The 15,585-nt window shown below is 72.7% G+C and carries 11 protein-coding genes; 6 read left to right on the top strand and 5 right to left on the bottom strand.

The annotated features are described in order from the left end of the window. Positions 1–4: 4 nt before the first annotated feature. From AIF0345_RS07660 to AIF0345_RS07670, 3 genes are read left to right on the top strand one after another with little or no spacing between them, the layout of a single operon-like run. Positions 5–649, top strand: coding sequence for a TetR/AcrR family transcriptional regulator (locus AIF0345_RS07660; RefSeq protein WP_268916792.1), 645 nt, complete (start codon positions 5–7; stop codon positions 647–649). A 32-nt stretch (positions 650–681) separates the two neighbouring features. Further along, positions 682–924 carry a hypothetical protein gene (locus tag AIF0345_RS07665; protein ID WP_043561990.1) on the top strand — a complete coding sequence of 81 codons (243 nt, stop codon included), beginning with the start codon at positions 682–684 and terminating at the stop codon, positions 922–924. A 2-nt stretch (positions 925–926) separates the two neighbouring features. Then, the gene (locus AIF0345_RS07670; protein WP_285297816.1) at positions 927–1,898 is read left to right on the top strand and encodes an SRPBCC family protein; all 972 of its coding nucleotides are present in this window, start codon (positions 927–929) and stop codon (positions 1,896–1,898) included. A 102-nt stretch (positions 1,899–2,000) separates the two neighbouring features. On the opposite strand, the gene sucB is transcribed toward AIF0345_RS07670, so the two are convergent. The 3 genes from sucB to AIF0345_RS07685 form a co-directional block, all read right to left on the bottom strand. Continuing rightward, positions 2,001–3,461 (bottom strand): 2-oxoglutarate dehydrogenase, E2 component, dihydrolipoamide succinyltransferase, encoded by a 1,461-nt coding sequence (gene sucB, locus AIF0345_RS07675; RefSeq protein ID WP_285297817.1) that lies wholly within the window; start codon positions 3,459–3,461, stop codon positions 2,001–2,003. A 27-nt stretch (positions 3,462–3,488) separates the two neighbouring features. After that, on the bottom strand, positions 3,489–4,862 hold the full coding sequence (lpdA, locus tag AIF0345_RS07680) for a dihydrolipoyl dehydrogenase (RefSeq protein WP_285297818.1): 1,374 nt from the start codon (positions 4,860–4,862) through the stop codon (positions 3,489–3,491). A 267-nt stretch (positions 4,863–5,129) separates the two neighbouring features. After that, positions 5,130–6,647: a leucyl aminopeptidase gene (locus AIF0345_RS07685; RefSeq protein WP_404975990.1), complete on the bottom strand. Its 1,518-nt coding sequence runs from the start codon at positions 6,645–6,647 to the stop codon at positions 5,130–5,132. Positions 6,648–6,734: 87 nt separating this feature from the next. On the opposite strand from AIF0345_RS07685, the gene AIF0345_RS07690 reads away from it, so the two are divergent. Beyond that, a complete protein-coding gene (locus AIF0345_RS07690; protein ID WP_285297819.1) occupies positions 6,735–7,274 on the top strand; it encodes a hypothetical protein in 540 nt (179 codons plus the stop codon). 70 nt (positions 7,275–7,344) lie between these two features. On the opposite strand, the gene AIF0345_RS07695 is transcribed toward AIF0345_RS07690, so the two are convergent. Both AIF0345_RS07695 and AIF0345_RS07700 read right to left on the bottom strand, forming a co-directional pair. Then, on the bottom strand, positions 7,345–8,835 hold the full coding sequence (locus tag AIF0345_RS07695) for a chloride channel protein (protein WP_404975991.1): 1,491 nt from the start codon (positions 8,833–8,835) through the stop codon (positions 7,345–7,347). Between the two features lie 65 nt (positions 8,836–8,900). Further along, complete coding sequence (locus AIF0345_RS07700) at positions 8,901–10,904, bottom strand: alpha/beta hydrolase family protein (RefSeq protein ID WP_285297820.1); 2,004 nt, start codon at positions 10,902–10,904, stop codon at positions 8,901–8,903. Positions 10,905–11,111: 207 nt separating this feature from the next. Here AIF0345_RS07700 and dxs point away from each other — a divergent pair, with 207 nt between their 5' ends. Next, the gene (dxs, locus tag AIF0345_RS07705; protein WP_268916787.1) at positions 11,112–13,253 is read left to right on the top strand and encodes a 1-deoxy-D-xylulose-5-phosphate synthase; all 2,142 of its coding nucleotides are present in this window, start codon (positions 11,112–11,114) and stop codon (positions 13,251–13,253) included. 166 nt (positions 13,254–13,419) lie between these two features. After that, positions 13,420–15,540: a pyruvate formate lyase family protein gene (locus tag AIF0345_RS07710; protein WP_285297821.1), complete on the top strand. Its 2,121-nt coding sequence runs from the start codon at positions 13,420–13,422 to the stop codon at positions 15,538–15,540. The last annotated feature ends 45 nt before the right edge of the window (positions 15,541–15,585 follow it).

The following is a 15,585-nucleotide window of genomic DNA, read 5'->3' on the forward strand; positions in this document are numbered from 1 at the left end:
CCCTGTGACGTCTGAAGCAGTAGATCGGCCCGCCGGGAGCGGCGGCCGCGGCCTGCGCGCCCGGCTCCTGCGGACCAGCCGCGAGCTCCTCGACGAGGGCGGTCCGAGCGCGCTGAGCATGCGCGAGGTCGCCCGCCGCTCCGGCTGCACCCACCAGGCTCCCTACCACTACTTCGCCAACCGGGAGGCGATCCTCGCCGCACTGGTGCGCCAGGGCTTCGAGGAGCTCGCGCAGCGGCTGCGCGAGGTGCACGACGGGCTCGAGGCGCGGGGGCTGCCCGCGACGCTGAAGGCCTCGGGGAACGCCTATGTCGAGTTCGCGCTGCGCAACCCCGGGGTCTTCCGCGTCATGTTCCGCCCCGACGTGTGCGATCCGGAGCGCTTCCCCGAGGCGGGGCGCGCCGGCGAGCGCGCGCGCTGCGAGCTCGCGCGCCTGGCGCGCATGGTGGCGGGGCAGCAGGCGCCGCCCGAGGTCGAGGCGCTGATCTGGGCCGGGATCCACGGTCTGGCGTCGTTGCTCCTCGACGGGTCGCTGGGGGCGGAGCTCGGCTCTCTTCAGGAGCGCCTCGACTTCGCCCGCAGGGTGACTCGTGCGAGCCTCGGGGCGCTCCTCGTGCTTGCGGACGGCGAGGTGAGCAACCAAAGTTGACATATGGAAGGTTGTCAACCTAAGTTGCTTACATGGATGCTCTGACCGCGGCCGCCGGGGCCGCCGACACCACTTGTCCGGAGGCGGGGCTGCGGGCCGTCGCGGCCCTGAGACGCCTCACCGACACCCTCGAGCTGGCGCAGGTCGAAGCCGCCTTGCGCTCAGGCATGGGATGGACGCAGATCGCCGATCATCTCGGCGTCTCCCGCCAGGCCGTCCACAAGAAGTACGCCAAGCGCGTGCCCCCGGGCCTGGCCCCCGCGCGAAGGAGATGAGCATGCCGCACATCAACCACTACCTGACCTGGGTCAACGCCACGTCGTCGGAGGCCGTCAGGCTGCGCCACCGGCAGATCGAGCCCGAGCACCTGCTGCTGGGCCTGATCGCCCAGGGCGGCCGGGCCGCCGCCATCCTCGGGGCGCACGGCGTGACCCTGGCCCGAGCGCGGGCCGCCGTCGATGAGCTCGCCGACGCCGACCTCGCACGCGTCGGCATCCGCCTGCCCGAGGGCCTGCGCCCCGAGCCCCTGGCCGCGGGCGACCTCATCGCGGGACCTGGCGCGGGGGAGATCCCCGTGTCGCGGGCCGCCACAGAGGCTCTTGACACCGCCGGCAGGGGGCCGGCCGGTGATCCGGGCATCCGGGTGCTGCTGGCCCTCACCGCCCGCACGCAGTCGCCGGCCGCCAGGCTCCTGACCCACTGCGATGTTGACGTCACCGCTGTGCGCACGCAGGCGGAGGCGGCCCGCGCACGGCCCGAGCCTGCTCCCGGTCGCTACCGGCTGACCGACGAGTACGCGTCATACGGCCTGGATCGCGAGCTGAGCCAGGAGCGCTTCGTCTCGGTGCCGGCGGCGGACCTGGCCGCACTGCTGTCGGACCCCGCCGGGCTGACCCGGTGGGCCGTGCCGCGTGAGGAGCTCGTCGAGCTGCGCGCGGACGGCGCCGTGCAGCAGGCCGCCGGGCGCTGCCGGACGGGCCGTATGCGCTGGCGGCTGGAGGAGGCCGCCCCGGGGAGGATCGTGTGGTCGTGCACGGCCGCCTCGGGACCCCGCGACGGCGAGGTCTGCCTCGTACGGGACCTGGCGCTGACCCGGGCGCCCGGAGGCACCCGGGTCCGCCTGACCCTGGCGCACCGGACCTGGGGACGGTTCGGCCCCGTCGTCTACCGGGCGTCCTGGCGGTGGATCCGCCTGGGTGCGGGACAGACGCTCACCGGCATCGCCCGAGCGGGGGCCGAGCTGCCGTGAGGGCGCGGGCGGCACCCGCCGCCAGGAGCGCGCGAGGCCCCGCACCCGAGGGCGCGGGGCCTCGCGCGCAGAGGAAGGGTCACAGGGGCCGCGGGACGGGGCTCACAGCCCCAGCTCGCCGGCGAAGTCGCCGTCCTCCAGGCGCCTCTTGACGGTCATGAGGTAGCGGGCGGCGTCCGCGCCATCGACCAGCCGGTGGTCGTAGGACAGCGCCAGGTGGCACACCGAGCGGACGGCGATCGCCTCGCCCCCGTCGGAGTCGGTGGTCACGCGGGGCCGCTTGACGATCGCGCCCAGGCCGAGGATCGCGACCTCGGGCTGGTTGATGATCGGGGTGTCGAACAGGGCGCCGCCGCTTCCGGTGTTCGTGATGGTGAAGGTCGAGCCGCTCAGCTCGTCGGGGTTGACCCGGTTCTCCCGGGTGCGGGCCGCCAGGTCGTTGATGTGCTTGGCCAGGCCCGGGATGCTGAGGTCGCCGGCGTTCTTGACCACCGGCACGAGCAGGCCGCGCGGGGTGTCGACCGCGATGCCGATGTGCTCGACGTCGTGGTAGGTCACCTGCCTGCCGTCGATCGTGGCGTTGAGCTTCGGGTGGGCCTTGAGGGCCTCGGTCGCGGCCGCCACGAAGAAGGGCAGGAAGGTCAGCTTCGTGCCGTTCCTGGCCAGGAAGTCGTCCTTGGCCCGGGCGCGCAGGGAGGCCACGCGGGTGACGTCGACCTCGACGACGGTGGTCAGCTGGGCGGAGGTCTGCAGCGAGCCCATCATGCGCTCGGCGATGACCTGGCGCAGACGGCTCATCTTCTGCGTGGTGCCGCGCAGGTCGGTGTCGACGGCGGACCCGGGGGCCGGCCGGACGGGCTGGGCGGTCCGGGCGGGCTGGGCCGGAGCGGCGGCGGGCGCAGGCGCCGCAGCGGCCCTGGCCGCCTCTGCGGCCGCAGCAGCCTCGGCGGCTCTGGCGGCCTCCTCGACGTCCTGCTTGCGGATGCGCCCGCCCACACCGGTGCCGGTGACGGTGGTCAGGTCGATTCCCTTGTCCCGGGCGAGCCTGCGCACGATCGGGGTGACGTAGGCGGCGGAGGCGACGGCCGCGGCGGACGGCGCCGGGCCCGCGGACGGCTCGGTCCGCGGCTCGGTCGGAGCCGGCGCCGCGTGTCTCGGCCCGTATGAGGGCGCCGACGGCGCGCCGGGCGTCGGGGCGACGCGAGCGGGCGACGGGGCCGCCGGAGCGGAGACCGTCGCGGGTGTGGGCGCCGACGGCGCTGCGGGCGTCGGGGCGACTCGAGCCGGGGCTGTCGGGGCCGCGGGCGCGGGGGCGGCCGCCTCGGACGGGTCCCCGATCACCGCCAGGACGGTGCCGACCTCGACGGTCTCGTCCTCGGGCACGCGGATCTCCAGGATCGTGCCGGCGACGGGGGAGGGGACCTCGGTGTCGACCTTGTCGGTGGCGACCTCGAGGAGCGGCTCATCCACCTCAACGGTGTCGCCGACGGCCTTGAGCCACGACGAGACGGTGCCCTCGGTGACGGACTCGCCCAGAGCGGGCATCTTTACGGACTCGGACATGATGGAAAACTCTCTATCTCTTCGAGATCAGCCGTGGTTGTGCAGTGACTTGCCGGCGAGAACCATGGCGGCCTCACCGATGGTCTCGTTCTGCGTGGGGTGCGCGTGCACGAGCGAGGCGACGTCGTGGGCGTCGGCCTCCCACGAGACGATCAGCTGCCCCTCGCCTACCTGCTCGCCCATGCGGGCGCCGATGGCGTGGAAGCCGACAATGGGCCCGTCCTTGAGCGAGACCAGCTTGACGAAGCCCTGGGTGCCCAGGATCTGGCTCCTGGCGTTGCCGGCCACGTTGAACTCCGCCGTCGTGACGTTCTCGGCGCCGTGGACCTCGGCGGCCCTGGCCTCGCTCAGGCCCACGGAGGCGATCTCGGGCTCGCAGAAGGTCACCTTGGGGACCAGGACGTCGTCGACAGGCCGGGGATCCAGCCCGGCGATCTTCTCGGCCACCGCGATGCCCTGGGCGAAGCCGCGGTGGGCGAGCTGGACGCCGGGGACGATGTCCCCCACGGCCCACACGCCCTCCACGTTCGTGCGACCGTAGCCGTCGGTCAGGACGAAGCCGCGGTCCATGGCGACGCCCGCCTCCTCGTAGCCGAGGTTCGCCGTGGCCGGGCCGCGGCCGACGGCAATCAGGAGGACCTCGGCGTCGTAGGTCCTGCCGTCGGCTGTGCGGACCTTCACGCCCGCGGCGGTGCGCTCGACGGAGTCGAACATGGTGCCGGTCCTGAAGGCGATCCTGCGCTTGCGGAAGGCCCGCTCGAGCTGCTTGGAGATGGCCTCGTCCTCGTTCGGCACCAGGTGGGGCAGCGCCTCGATAATCGTCACCCGCGAGCCCATGGAGGCCCAGGCGGAGGCGAGCTCGACACCGATGACCCCGCCGCCCAGGACGACGGCCGAGGCGGGCACTCGATCGAGCTCGAGCGCCTGGTCGCTGGTCATGACCGGCCCGGAGATCTCCTGGCCCATGGTCTTGGACAGCGAGCCCGAGGCCAGCACGACGTTCCGCCCCCGGTACCGCCTGCCGCCCGCCTCGACGGTGTCCCTGGCGACCAGGCGGCCCCAGCCGCTCACGACCTCGATGCCCCTGGAGGAGACAAGGCCCTGCAGGCCCTTGTACATCCGGGAGATCACGCCGTTCTTGTACTTCTGGACCGCGGGCATGTCGAGGCCCTGGTACACCGCTCTGACGCCGACGGCGGCCGCCTCGCGCACGGCCTCGGCGGTCTCGGCCGAGTGCAGGATGGCCTTGGTCGGAACGCAGCCGCGGTGGAGGCAGGTGCCGCCGATCTTGTCCGCCTCGATGAGCGCGACTCTCAGGCCCAGCTGGGCGCCGCGCAGCGCGGCGGCGTAGCCGCCCGAGCCGGCGCCCAGGATGACCATGTCGTACACGGTGTCTGTCACGAAAACTCCTCGTTGATGTCACCCGCCCCTCGGGAGCGGCTCGGCACGCTGGCCATTGTTGCATCTGGCTGCTGCTCGCAGGCTCTGAAATCGCTTGCTCCGGGGACCTGAGTCCTGCCGGGGCAGTGAGACCTGTCACCTGCCGGGGAGATGATCGGGGCGCTGCCCGTGCGTGCGCCTCGGGCGCGTGTCCGCGCTGAGCGCATGCGCGGGCCCGCCTGCGGCTGAGGGGACCCGAGGGGACCAGGGAGCGGGCAGGGCCCCGGCTCAGGCGCGGCCGCTGAGAAGCGCCACGAGCGTGGCCAGGCCGGCGCCCGTGCCGCCGACGGGCGTGGCGCCCCACGCGGACTTCTCGTTGTAGGCCGGCCCGGCGATGTCGAGATGGGCCCACGGCACGTCCCCCACGAACTCGCGCAGGAAGAGGCCCGCCACGAGCATGCCCCCGGCGCGGCTGCTCATGTCGGTGTTGCGCAGCGCCGCAAACGGGGACTCCAGGGCGGCGCGCAGGTGCTCGGGCAGCGGCATGGGCCAGAACGCCTCGCCGGCACCCGCGGCGCAGGCGGCGACCTCGTCCCGCACCGAGGGCGTGCCCATGACGCCCGACACCCGGTCGCCCAGCGCGATGATCTGGGCGCCGGTGAGGGTGGCGACGTCGAGCACGCAGTCGGGCCTGTCCTCGACGGCGCGCGCCAGGGCGTCGGCCATGACCAGGCGCCCCTCGGCGTCGGTGTTGGTGACCTCCACGGTGGTGCCGTTGTACATCGTGACAATGTCGCTGGGGCGCTGGGCGTCCGCGGCGGGCATGTTCTCGGCCAGCGCCAGCCACGCGTCCACTCGCACCCCCAGCCTCAGGCGCGCCGCCGCGGTCACGGCGCCGAGCGCGGTGGCCGCACCGGCCATGTCCGACTTCATCTCCGGCATGGAGGCCGCCGGCTTGAGCGACAGGCCGCCGGAGTCGAAAGTGATGCCCTTGCCGATCAGCGCAACGCGCTGAGCAGGCTGCTCCGGCACCCAGGAGGCGCGCACGAGGAAGGGCGGGTGCGCCGAGCCCTGGCCGACGCCGACGATGCCGCCGAAGCCCCGTCGGCGCAGGAGCGTCTCGTCGAGGACCTCGACATCCAGGCCCGCGTCGTCGGCGAGCGCGCGGGCCCGCTCGGCGAGGACCTTGGGGGTCAGCCGGTTCGGCGGCTCGTTGACCAGGTCGCGCACGAGCGCCGTCGACTCGGCCAGGGCGGTGGCGCGCGCCCGGGCGGTGCCGGCCTCCTCGGAGCCCGCCAGGGGGGTGGCGACGACGACGCGCTCCAGCGGCGCCGTCGGCGCGGGCACGCGCCCCGACCAGGCGTAGGCGCCGACGAGCGCGCCCTCGGCCACCGCACGGAGGTCGTCGGGGCTGTCGGCCGGAAGGAGGAAGGCGGCCGAGCCCACGCCGGCCAGCTCGCGCGCGGCGCATCCGGCGGCCCGCCTGAGCACCCCGGGCCGGGCGGCCCCGAGCGCGGCGGCGTCGCCCGATCCGGCGTCCAGGCCGGGGCCGGTGCCGACGACCAGCACGCAGTCGGCGGCCGCATCGGGGCCCAGGACGTCGGCGGGCAGACGCACGACCGCGTCGAGCGCCCCGGTGAAGCCGACGGCGGGCAGCGCCGCGGCGAGGGCCTGGAGGTCGAGGCCCTCGGTCGAGGCGCCGTCGGTCACGAGGGCGGGCGTCTTGTCGGTGTCCGCGGCCGCCAGGACGAGCGCCTCGACCTCGTTGCGGGCAGGACTGGAGGGAATCATCTCAAGAGTGGTCACAGCCTCCGATGGTAGTGTGCCCAGGGCTGCTCGGTGCCGTTGCCCCGGTCGGCCCGTAGAGACATGATGCTCTGAGGAGATTCTGCGATGCCTGCACCAGCGGACGACCGCCCTCCGGTCCGCGGCGTTGAGGACCGGCGTCGTCCCGCCCACGGGTGGGGGCGCCTTCTCGTCGTCGTCTTCGCCGTCTTCGGGCTGGCGGTCCTGGCCCCCGCCGCGGTCTCGCTGGTGCGCGAGCCGGCCGCCGCCCCGGCCCTCGGATCGATCAACGTCGCCGCCGGAGTCCTGTTCGTCCTGCTGGCCGTGTGCGTGGCGCACAACGGGCGCCGCATGCGGATCATCGGGTGGATGAGCCTGAGCGCACTGCTGACCGGCGCGGTGATCATCGGCGTGCTGACATGGACCGACGCGGTCGAGGGCCTGGAGACCAGCGTGTGGGCCGACGGCGGCCGCCGTCTCGGCTATCTGCCGCTCGTGCTGCCGCTCGTGGCCGCGGGCTGGATGTGGCTGAGCAACCCGCGTCGCATCGTGGTCAACGCCGAGCGGATGGACGAGCTGGGGGCGACTCTCGTGGAGCGGGCCAGGACGGCGCAGTCGGGGCGGGACCAGCGTCCCGACGGCCGCTGAGAGCTGCTGAGACGATGCCGTGGGACGACCGCTGCGACGGTCGCCGAGCGGTCTCGTCACAGCCGTGCGCTCACCGGCCGGCCGAGTCGTCGTCCTCCCCGGGCCGCGGTTCCCCCGGCTCCGCCGCGGCGCTCCGGTCCCTGTGACTCGCGGGGCGGCGGGTATGCCTCCAGCGCTCCTGGAAGCGGGCGCCGACGGAGGTGGGCGCCTGGGGGTCCTTGATGATCATGCCGCGGCGGCGCAGCTCCTCGGTGTAGATGGTCGAGCGGGTCAGGAACCGCCCCGTCACGGTGGACAGCGCGACCGCGAGCATGAGAGGGGTCAGCAGGTTGTACTGCCCCGTCATCTCGATAATGAGGACGACGCTGGTGATCGGCGCCCGGGCCGCTCCCGAGAACACGGCGCCCATGCCCAGCACCCCGAAGACGGCGGCGGCCTGCGGGCGGTCGGGCGCCACGAGCGTGCCGAAGCACGCCCCGAGCACGCCGCCGATGAACAGCGACGGGGCGAAGACGCCCCCGGGCATTCCCGACGCCAGGGTCACCGAGGTCGCCACGATCTTGGCCAGGACCAGGGCGCTTAGCGCCAGCGCCGTGTAGCGCCCGTCCAGGGCGCGGCCGAGCACCGCCGAGGACTCGCCGTACATCTCGGGCGCCGTCAGCAGGATGCCTCCGACCAGCAGGCCCCCGACCGCCGGCCGCGCCCAGCGGGGGAGCCGGAGCCGGTCGGCCCCGGCTGCGGCGGCGTCGGCGCTCAGGTACCGGACGCGCGAGAAGCCCACACCGATCAGGCCCCCCAGGACGCCGAGCACGGCGACCCACCCGAGCTGGGCGTCGCCGGTGAGGTTCAGGGTCGGCAGGGACAGCGACAGCGAGGTGCCCAGCAGGTGGTGGGAGAGCACCGTGGAGGACACGCAGGCGAGCACGACGAAGGTGAAGGCGTCGACGGTGAAGTCGACCAGCACCACCTCCATCGCGAAGAAGGCGCCCGCGAGCGGGGCGTTGAAGGCCGCGGCGATGCCGGCGGCCGTCCCGGCCGCCGCCAGCAGCCGCATCGCTCGTCGGGGGAGGCCCAGGCGCCGTCCGAACAGGCTCGCGGTGCTTGCGCCGAGCTCGGCGATGGGTCCCTCAGGCCCCACCGAGCCCCCGCCGCCAATGGCCAGCGCCGCCGAGACCACCGTCGCCGCGGCGGGGACCGGGGCCATGGCGCCGTCGGAGCGCCGGGAGGACCACAGGACGCCCGCCACCCCGTGGCCCGTCGGGGTGCTGCCCAGCCAGGACATGATCGGCCCGATCATGAGCCCCGAGATGACCGGCGCGACCACGAGGAACCACCTGCCCAGCCCCGTCAGGGCTCCGACGCTGGGCCCCAGGGAGGCGGTGTAGTCCTGCGCACCGGTCAGGAGCCTGGTCCAGGCGTCGATTCCCACGCGGAACAGGACGGCGCCCGCTCCCGAGACCAGGCCGACTCCGATCGCCAGCATGAACAGGCCGCTGCGGTGGTAGCGCAGCAGTCCCAGGAGGACGTCGCGGCAGTGCGCGTGGACGGGTCGTGCGGTCATGGGTGCGGGTCTGGGTGCGGGTCTATGGGGTCTGCGGCGAGAGCGCCTGCCATGGGGCGGTGGGATCAGCGGCTCAGGTTCTCCACATGCGCCATGATGGGGTCCTCCTCCGAGGACTCCAGGCCCCACACCTGGGCGTAGAAGCTCAGCTCGACGCGCAGCGCGCGGTGAATACTCGACGCCATCCGCAGGCCGTGGCCCTCGCCCTGGAAGACCTCGAGCGCCACGGGCAGACCCCTGTCCCTGACGGCCTCGTACATGGCGGTCGCCTGGTCGGCCGGCACGATCGGGTCCTCGCTGCCCTGGAGAAGCAGCAGCGGGGCGTGAATGCTGTCAATGTGGTGCAGCGGGGAGCGCTCGGCCAGCACCGGGTCGTCGGCGCCGGCGGCGCCCACGAGCGTGCCGATGTACCGGGACTCGAACTTGTGGGTGGTGCGGGTCAGCCGGGCCAGGTCCGCCACGCCGTACAGGGACGTGGCGGCGCTGAACACGGTCGAGCGGGTCAGCGCCGACAGGACGGTGAAGCCGCCGGCGGAGGCCCCGCGCACTGCGATGCGAGCGGGGTCGACCCTGCCCGAGGCGGCGAGGAGCTCGGCGCCGGCGATGACGTCGTCGACGTCGTAGACGCCCCAGTGGCCGTTGAGGGCGTGCCGGTAGCGGGTGCCGTAGCCGGTCGAGCCCCGGTAGTTGACATCCAGGTAGGCGAAGCCGCGAGTGGTCCAGTACTGGATGCTCAGGTTGTAACCGGGCCGGGCCGCCGCCGTCGGGCCGCCGTGGACGTTGACGATCAGCGGGGGCAGCTCGTCGTCGGGGCCGTTGCGGGAGGCCGACGCCGGCGGGTAGAAGAAGCCGTGGGCGGTGGCCTGCGCGGTGGTGGGCCAGGTCACGGGCGTGGGCAGGGAGACGCCGATGGTCTCCGCCGCGAGCTCGCCGGACCCCCGCAGGACCTCGACGCAGCCGTCGCGCACCTCGATGATCGCGGGCGGCTCCATCTCGTTGTCCGCCAGCATGACGACCCGCCCCGCGGACGAGGCGACGTTGCCCAGCGGCTGCCAGCCGATGTTCCACTCCTCCATCTGCCCGTTGGAGAGCCTTATCGTGCCCAGGTGCCACACGCCGTCGCGCGCCCAGGAGGCGATGAGGTGCTCGCCGTCCAGGACGTCGTAGTGGTGGGGGCCCAGCGCCCAGGCGGGCGAGGTGAAGGTCGCCTCGGCGGGATGCAGGGGGCGGGTGCGCAGCCCCGTCGTCCAGCCCTCCCGGTTGGTGCCGCGGCGCGGGAACCCCTCGGTGCGGTACAGGTTGGAGAAGCCCGAGGCGTTGGAGACGTGCACCAGGTCGCACTCCTCGGTCCAGCGGGGCTCGGAGGCGGCCTCGCCGTCGCCGCCCACGACCGTCTGGTCGCCGATGCGCCCGTCGGGCAGAAGGTCGCCCACGTGCAGGGTCGTGCTGTCCCACGGCATGCTCGGGTGGTCCCAGGTGATCCAGGCCAGGTGCTCGCCGTCGGGGGACAGGGTCGGGGAGGCCACAAAGTCCGTCCCGGCCACGACCGTGGTCACCGGAGCGTCCTCGCGCGCCGCGGAGCCGTCCAGCGGGACCGCCACCAGCGAGTTGACGGCCTCGCCGCCTGCGCGGTGGTCCTCGCGCACCGCGTAGACCAGGCCGCGCGCGGTGTCGATCTCCAGGTCTCCGTGGCGCACGTCGCCGTAGATCGTCAGTGGCACCAGACCGCGCATGGGGTGGGCGACGTCGTAGCGGTACAGGCGCCCGTCGCCGGCGTGGGACACGACGACGGTCCCGGAGTCGACGGCGTAGGCGCGCCCGCCGTACTCGTGCACGCGGGTGCGCGTATCGACGAGCTCGTCGGAGGGCGTGAGGGGGAGGACCTCGCCGACCGAGCCGTCCCCGCCCCGGCGCAGCAGGACGCTGCGGCCGGCCTGCGAGGCGCGCTGCTCCACCCAGTAGGTGTCCGCGCCGTCCACGCGCACCTGCGACAGGCGCACCGTCCGAGTGGTGATGGTTCCGGGCGTGATGGGGGAGGGCCAGGTCCCGAACGGAGCCGTGGTGCTCATGGTTCCTCCTGAGTGCGGTACGGCGGGGCGCGGCGGCGGGCTGCGCGGCTCCAACCCTACGTGCTCGTGCGCGATAGCAGTGAGACCTCCCCGCGGGCGCTGAGCGCCTATGCTGTGATGCCATCACACGCGGCTGGCCCGCGGCGTCGCACGGGCGCGGGCCGGGGCGCGGGCGCGGCAGGACCAGGACCGGGAGGAAGAGCCCTGATGAGTGAGAAGACAGTGCTCGCGGGACCCGCGAGCCCTGGTGAGGCCGGCGTCGCGCTGCCACGGACGCCGCTGCTGTCCTCGATCGCACGGCCCAGCGACCTGGACCGGCTCACCAGCGAGGACCTGGTCGCCCTCGCCGGGGAGATCCGCCGCTACCTCGTGGCCACGGTCGCCCGCACCGGGGGGCACCTCGGCCCCAACCTCGGGGTCGTCGAGCTGACCCTCGCGCTGCACCGCACCTTCCGCTCCCCGCGCGACACCATCGTCTTCGACACCGGCCACCAGGCCTACGTCCACAAGCTGCTCACCGGCCGGCAGGACTTCACCCACCTGCGCGAGCGCGGCGGCCTGTCCGGGTACCCGGCCCGCAGCGAGTCGGTCCACGACGTCGTGGAGAACTCCCACGCCTCCACCTCCCTGTCATGGGCCGACGGCATCGCCCGGGCCAACCTCCTTCAGGGCCACGAGGACCGTCACGTGGTCGCCGTCATCGGGGACGGGGCGCTGACCGGCGGCATGGCCTGGGAGGCCCTGGACAACATCGCCGACTCCTCCGACAAGCACCTGGTCATCGTCGTCAACGACAACGGGCGCTCCTACGCCCCCACCATCGGAGGGCTCGCCCACCACCTGGACGCGCTGCGCACCAACCCCGGCTACGAGCGCATGCTGGCCGGCGTCAAGCGCATCCTGCTCACCCAGGGGGCGCCCGGGCGGGCCGCCTTCGACGCGCTGCACGGCCTCAAACGGGGCCTGAAGGACGTCCTGGTCCCCTCGGCCTTCTTCGAGGACCTGGGCATCAAGTACACCGGACCGGTCGACGGGCACGACGAGACGGCCCTGGAGTTCGCCCTCACACGGGCCCGCGAGTACGCCGACCCGGTCATCGTCCACGTCATCACCCAGAAGGGCAGGGGCTACACCCCCGCCGAGAAGGACGTCGCCGACCGCTTCCACGCCGTCGGCCGCATCCACCCCGAGACGGGGCTGCCGATCGTGCCCTCGCGCTTCGGGTGGACCTCCGTCTTCGCCGAGGAGGTCCTGGCGCTGGCGCGCGGCGATCAGCGCATCGTCGCCGTCACCGCCGCCATGCAGCAGCCGGTCGGGCTGCAGCCGATGGCCGACGCCTTCCCTGAGCGGGTCATCGACGTCGGCATCGCCGAGCAGCACGCGCTGACCGTCAGCGCGGGCATGGCCTTCGCGGGCCTCCACCCTGTGGTGGCCCTGTACGCGACCTTCCTCAACCGGGCCTTCGACCAGGTCCTCATGGACGTCGGCCTGCACCGCGCCGGGGTCACCATCGTGCTCGACCGCGCCGGGCTGACCGGCACCGACGGCGCCAGCCACAACGGCATGTGGGACATGGCGCTGCTGGCGCACGTGCCCGGGCTGCGCCTGGCCGCTCCGCGCGACGAGGCGACCCTGCGCGAGGACCTGCGCACCGCCGTCGCCACCCCCGACGCGCCCACCGTGGTGCGCTACCCCAAGGGCGCCCTGCCCGAGCGCGCGCCCGCGGGCCGGATCCTGGGGCCCCCGGACGATCCCTTCGAGGCGGTCGATGTGCTGGCCGAGCCGGACGACGGGGCGCCGGCGGGCGGGCCCCGGCAGGGCCTGCTCCTGGTGGCCGTCGGCGCCATGACGCCCGCGGTGCTGGCCGCGGGGCGCGAGCTGGCCGCCGAGGGGCGCGCCGTGACGGTGATGGCCCCCCGCTGGGTGGTGCCGGTGCCGCGGACCCTGGTGGAGGCGGCGCGGTCCTTCGCGGGGGTCGTCGTCGTGGAGGACGGGCTGGTCGACGGCGGCGTCGGCTCACGGCTGCGGGACGCCATCGAGGACGAGGCGGCCGCCGGCGCCGGGCGCGGCCCGCTCGTGGCGCGCGTGGGGGTGCCCCGCCGGTTCCTGGGCACCGCCACCCGCGAGCAGCTCCTGGCCGACTTCGGCATGGACCCGGCGGGGATAGCGGCCACCGCCAGACACCTTCTGGGCGCCCTCCGACTGGCCCCCGACCCGTCCGCGGCTGTGGGACGCCTGTCCTATTGCCGCGATCGTCCGCGTCTGCGCGAAGACGCAAAAACGTGGGCACAGGCCGGTAATGCCCATGCGCGGACCGTGGAAGCACCTGACAATGAGACGGGACTTTAGTCCCAGATATAGGGTGCACGACTGGCTCTTGTGAGTGATCCCACCGGTCTTGTGGGCGGGCGGCCCCCGCTGCCGTCGGGGACCGGCCTACCCTGGAGGTGGACGGCGCAACGATGTACCGCCACGCCTCACAAGGGCGCATACACCCACCTACAGGAGGGCACGGATGACCACCGAGGTCACAGCATCCGCCACAGCGGAGGACAGCACCAGCCGCGATGCGTGGGAGGGCTTCGCCACGGGCCCGTGGACTCGGGACATAGACGTCCGAGACTTCATCCAGCGCAACTACACACCCTACGACGGGGACGCCTCCTTCCTCGCAGGCGCGACCGACAAGACGCTCAGCCTGTGGGAGACCCTTGAGGACAAGTACCTCAAGGAGGAGCGCAAGGTCCGCATCCTCGACGTCGACACCCACACCCCGTCGGACATCGACGCCTTCGCCCCCGGCTACATCTCCGAGCGCGACGACGTCATCGTCGGCCTGCAGACCGACTCCCCGCTCAAGCGCGCCATGATGCCCAACGGCGGGTGGCGCATGGTCGCCCAGGCGATCAAGGAGGCCGGCAAGGAGATCGACCCCCAGGTCCAGAAGATCTTCACCAAGTACCGCAAGACCCACAACGACGCGGTCTTCGACATCTACACCCCGCGCATCCGCGCGGCCCGCTCCAGCCACATCATCACCGGGCTGCCCGACGCCTACGGCCGCGGCCGCATTATCGGCGACTACCGCCGCGTCGCCCTCTACGGGGTCGACCGGCTCATCGAGCTCAAGCAGAAGGCCAAGGACTCCGTCGCGGACCAGCCCTTCTCCGAGCACTGGGCCCGCTATCGCGAGGAGCACTCCGAGCAGATCAAGGCGCTCAAGAAGCTCAAGAACATGGCGGCCTCCTACGGCTTCGACATCTCCGGCCCCGCGCGCAACGCCCACGAGGCCGTCCAGTGGACGTACTTCGCCTACCTGGCCTCGGTGAAGTCCCAGGACGGCGCCGCCATGAGCATCGGCCGCCTGTCGGCCTTCCTCGACATCTACTTCGAGCGCGACCTGCGCGAGGGCGTCATCGACGAGTCCCGCGCCCAGGAGCTCATTGACAACATCGTCATGAAGCTGCGCATCACCCGCTTCCTGCGCACCACCGACTACGACCAGATCTTCTCCGGCGACCCCTACTGGGCCACCTGGTCGGACGCGGGCTTCGGCGAGGACGGCCGGTCGCTGGTCACCAAGACCTCTTTCCGCCTGCTCCAGACGCTGCGCAACCTCGGGCCGGCCCCGGAGCCGAACATCACGATCTTCTGGAACGAGGACCTGCCTCAGGGCTACAAGGACTTCTGCGCACTGATCTCCATCACCACCTCCTCCATCCAGTACGAGGCCGACGAGCAGATCCGCGAGCACTGGGGGGACGACGCCGCCATCGCCTGCTGCGTGTCCCCCATGCGCGTGGGCAAGCAGATGCAGTTCTTCGGCGCCCGCGTCAACGCGGCCAAGGGCCTGCTCTACGCGATCAACGGCGGCCGCGACGAGATGACCGGCAAGCAGGTCGTCACCGGCCTGCCCGGCATCGAGGGCGACGGCCCGCTCGACTTCGACGAGGTCTGGGACAAGTACGAGAAGATGCTCGACTGGGTGGTGGCCACCTATGTCGAGGCCCTCAACATCATCCACTACTGCCACGACCGCTACGCCTACGAGGCGATCGAGATGGCGCTGCACGACTCCGAGATCGTGCGCACCATGGGCTGCGGCATCGCCGGGCTGTCGATCGTCGCCGACTCGCTGAGCGCCATCAAGTACGCCAGGGTCACCCCGGTGCGCGACGAGACCGGCCTCGTGGTCGACTACGTCACCGAGGGCGACTTCCCCATCTACGGCAACGACGACGACCGCGCCGACGACATCGCCGCCACCGTGGTCCACACGATCATGTCCAAGATCAAGGAGCAGCCCTTCTACCGCGACGCGATCCCGACCCAGTCGGTCCTGACGATCACCTCGAACGTCGTCTACGGCAAGGCCACCGGCTCCTTCCCCTCCGGCCACGCCAAGGGGATGCCCTTCTCCCCGGGCGCCAACCCGGAGAACGGCATGGACACCCACGGCATGGTCGCCTCCATGCTGTCCGTCGGCAAGCTCGACTACAACGACGCCCTCGACGGCATCTCGCTGACCAACACGATCACCCCGCAGGGCCTGGGGCGCACGCTCGAGGAGCGCGTGGCCAACCTCGTGGGCATTCTCGACGCCGGTTTCGTGCCGGACGACTGCGCCGAGGTCTGATCGGGGCTGATCGACGGTCTCCACCGACTCTCTGTCGAAAACACA

The sequence above is a fragment of the Actinomyces israelii genome (assembly GCF_030253495.1).
Lineage (GTDB): Bacteria > Actinomycetota > Actinomycetes > Actinomycetales > Actinomycetaceae > Actinomyces > Actinomyces israelii.

Coding starts and splice junctions, on each gene's coding strand:
- AIF0345_RS07700 (WP_285297820.1), bottom strand. CDS start 10,904: ATGAGCACCACGGCTCCGTTCGGGACCTGGCCCTCCCCCATCACGCCC.
- sucB (WP_285297817.1), bottom strand. CDS start 3,461: ATGTCCGAGTCCGTAAAGATGCCCGCTCTGGGCGAGTCCGTCACCGAG.
- AIF0345_RS07710 (WP_285297821.1), top strand. CDS start 13,420: ATGACCACCGAGGTCACAGCATCCGCCACAGCGGAGGACAGCACCAGC.
- AIF0345_RS07690 (WP_285297819.1), top strand. CDS start 6,735: ATGCCTGCACCAGCGGACGACCGCCCTCCGGTCCGCGGCGTTGAGGAC.
- AIF0345_RS07695 (WP_404975991.1), bottom strand. CDS start 8,835: ATGACCGCACGACCCGTCCACGCGCACTGCCGCGACGTCCTCCTGGGA.
- dxs (WP_268916787.1), top strand. CDS start 11,112: ATGAGTGAGAAGACAGTGCTCGCGGGACCCGCGAGCCCTGGTGAGGCC.
- AIF0345_RS07665 (WP_043561990.1), top strand. CDS start 682: ATGGATGCTCTGACCGCGGCCGCCGGGGCCGCCGACACCACTTGTCCG.
- AIF0345_RS07670 (WP_285297816.1), top strand. CDS start 927: ATGCCGCACATCAACCACTACCTGACCTGGGTCAACGCCACGTCGTCG.